The organism is Micromonospora sp. B11E3 (assembly GCF_039871625.1).
Taxonomy (GTDB): domain Bacteria; phylum Actinomycetota; class Actinomycetes; order Mycobacteriales; family Micromonosporaceae; genus Micromonospora.
Genome location: NZ_JBDPMC010000168.1, coordinates 1 through 3223, shown reverse-complemented (window position 1 = coordinate 3223; position 3223 = coordinate 1). Strand labels below are relative to the sequence as shown.

The following is a 3223-nucleotide window of genomic DNA, read 5'->3' as shown; positions in this document are numbered from 1 at the left end:
GGCTTACCCGTCTCCCGCACGATCCGCACAGCGCCCTCACGGAACTCCCGGTCGAACCGTCTCCTCGTTTCAGCCATGACCATCTATCCCCTTAGGTCCGGCCTCCACGCTATCGGGGGAACCTCAAGAGGGAGTTCCCCAAGCGGCGCAAACCGTGAGGGGTCGAGTACCGTCGCGGGGCACGGGGGCAGACCGTCTCGTAGTAGTGATGAAGCCTGGTAACTCGGGTGGAGCGAAGGGGACGGGTCACCCTGGTTCGCTTGGTGGTCAACCGGCATCGCCGGGAGGAGCCAGGTGAGTGAACCGAAGTCCAAGTCGTTTGAGATTTCAAAGCAGGTGGTCTTCGAGGCGTATCGCCGGGTGAAGGCCAACGGGGGAGCGGCGGGGGTCGATGATGAGTCGATCGCAGCGTTCGAGGTGGACCTGAAGGGCAACCTTTACAAGCTGTGGAATCGCATGTCGTCGGGCGCGTATTTTCCGCCGCCGGTGAAGATGGTGAAGATCCCTAAGCCGGGTGGTAAGGGGGTCAGGGTTCTTGGCGTGCCGACTGTTGCGGACAGGATCGCGCAGACGGTGGCGGCCATGTACCTGGAGCCGATGGTGGAGCCGATGTTCCACCCGGACTCCTACGGGTACCGGCCGGGCCGTTCTGCGTTGGACGCGGTCCGGCACTTGCCGGGTTCGGCGGCGCCGGGTGGCCACTCGGCGATCAGCCAGCATTCGGGACCGTTGAAGACCCTGGTCCGGCTCGCCAAGATCCGCTGGCGGATCGAGCACGACTACCGCGAACTCAAGACCGGCCTCGGCGTGGACCACTTCGAAGGCCGCTCCTTCACCGGCTGGCACCGCCATGTCACCCTCACCGTGCTCGCCCAAGCCTTCTGCATCCTGCTCCGCCTGGTCACAAAAGCGGATGTGCCGGCCTGACCCTCTACACCGTGCTGCGCGAGCTGCAACTGCTACTCGCCGTCACGGTCGGCGCATACCACCTCTAAAACACCCATTCGATGATACAACCTAACAAAGCACTACTACTGCGCTGCTCCGACCCGAAGCTGTCGGCCGAGGACATCGTCCTGGGCTACAAGCAGCTTCTGGAGATCGAACGCGACTGGCGCGGCATGAAGACCACCCTGGACCTGCGACCGGTCTACCACCGCCGCGAGGACCGCATCCGCGCCCACATCCTGCCGTGCTGGCTGGCGCTGCTGCTCATCCGCATCGCCGAGACCACCATCGGCCACACCCGGGGCAAGATCCTCACCGACGTCGAGCGGCTGCACATCGGCGTGTTCACCGGCCCCGCCGGCACGTTCCGCCAGCGCACCGAACTGTCCCAGCCCCAGAACGCCCTGTTCGCCAAGCTGAAGGGCACCGAACCGCCCCGCGTCATCAACGCGACACCCGCACCCGCCTGACCAGCACGGACACCACGGCCTAGTGACACGCCACGCCACCGGGCCTACCCGCGTTTTCCCAGCTCAAGCCCCAGATTCGCGGACTAGACCGAAGTGAAGCTGCGGAACGCAGGATCACCGCGGAGGAACGTCTCGCGCCGCAGACCATTAGTCAGTACGAAGTCAGCGTGCGCGTCTCGATCGTGCCCGCCCTGGGCAACCTCCGTATCCGGGAAGCCGGTGTCGGACGCCTCGATAAGTTCCTGCGCGGGATCGCCGAGGACCGTCCGACAGCCGCAAGGCTCGCGAAGGTCGTCCTCACCCAGATGTTCGCCTTGGCCGTACGCCACGGCGCGCTGACAACCAACCCGGTACGCGAGACCGGCCGACTACGCAGTCCGCGTCGCAAGGTAGTCGCCCTAGAGACGGAGCAACTGGAAGGCGTCCGCGAGGCGATTCGGAAGTGGCAGCAGCCCACGCCGGGGAAGTCGGGGGCCTCGACCGACCGGTGACCTGGCCGACATCGTCGACCTCATGCTCGCCACCGGCGCCCGCATCGGCGAGGTTCTTGGCCTTGCAGTGGGAAGACCTGGATCTCGCCGCCGAACGCCCGACCCTGACCATTTGCGGCATATCGTCTACCTCAAGGGCAAGGGCTTCTTCCGGCAGGAGTGGACGAAGTCCGATGCCGGCTTCCGAACGGTTGTTCTGCCTCGGTTCGCGGTCGGGATGCTGATGGCCCGCAAGCTCGTCGCCGCCGGCAACCCTTACGACGCGATCTTCGCCTCCCGGCGTGGCACCTGGCTGTCCCCGCAGAACGTGTCTGATCGCTCATCGGCGTTACCGACGGGATTTCGGGGAAGCGATTCAAAATTGCATAGATAGACATCGAAGCCCTGGCCGGCCTTTCGCTGGTCAGGGCCTCGCGCTGGTGCCCCCGGCAGGATTCGAACCTGCGACACACGGTTTAGGAAGGGTCTAGCGCTGACTGTGCGACCTCTCGCCCTACCAGGACATACGCCCGGCGGCTCCCCGCTGATGTGCTTGATCATTCCGTGCATGTTCCGGATCTTGTCGGTCCCCCGCTCGGCGGCAGCGGTGTGCCTCCTTCGTCCTGATGAACGACCAACGGCCCGATGAGCTGCAGACACGTAAGCCGACCCGCCCCAAGGGCGCTGTCGCGTCCATCCTTGCTCGTGCTCGTCGTCACTCAGCCGCACCACAGGCTCGACGTCAACAATCCATCGTTACGTCTTCGTGATCTTCACTCTGCGTGTTTGGGTAAACACGCTTTGCCCGAAAGATCATTACCTGCTCGGCCATCCTGCGCACGCGCTGTAGCATTCAGGATCATCTGGCTGCGCGTGGGGCCAGCTTCCGAGGCCCCGCCTTGATACATTTTCCGCACATAGGGACGGCCCGCAGGATTGGGGCCTGCAGGCCGTCGGACCCTCAATCGCCGCGGAGGCAGCATGAGAATCGGAACCACTCTACTCCAAAGGCTCGGTCGAGTCACGGTAGCAGCGCTCGTGGTTGGTGCCGGCGTCGCTGGGATCGGGACCCCGGCCTCGGCCTCAGGCCGGGCTGAGGGCAAGCCAAGTATCTCTGAGCTTCGGGGTGCTTTGAACCGGATCTCAGATGGCACTTGGACCGAATCTGACATTGATCTACTCAAGAAGGTCCCCGAGGTCGGTCACGCCGCAGGGCCCCGGCGTTGTTTCGTATTGTCCGGTTATGTAATGAAAACGCTGATGTTGAGGGCTGGATAGCAGGCGAGCACGACTTCTGCTGATCTTTCGGGTGCCTAGCCAGAAAGATCCACTCAG

The 3223-nt window shown here is 64.0% G+C and carries 1 protein-coding gene and 2 pseudogenes; all 3 read left to right on the top strand.

All coding sequences use genetic code 11. The features are described 5' to 3' along the window. Nucleotides 1–738: 738 nt before the first annotated feature. A pseudogene (locus tag ABGB16_RS33285) lies at nt 739–927 on the top strand (transposase); the annotation flags it as partial. A gap of 80 nt (nt 928–1007) precedes the next feature. Further along, entirely contained in the window at nt 1008–1418 is a 411-nt protein-coding gene (locus tag ABGB16_RS33280; protein WP_347672024.1) for a hypothetical protein, read from the top strand. Between the two features lie 113 nt (nt 1419–1531). Next, nucleotides 1532–2282: pseudogene (locus tag ABGB16_RS33275) on the top strand (tyrosine-type recombinase/integrase); the annotation flags it as partial. Between the last annotated feature and the right edge of the window lie 941 nt (nt 2283–3223).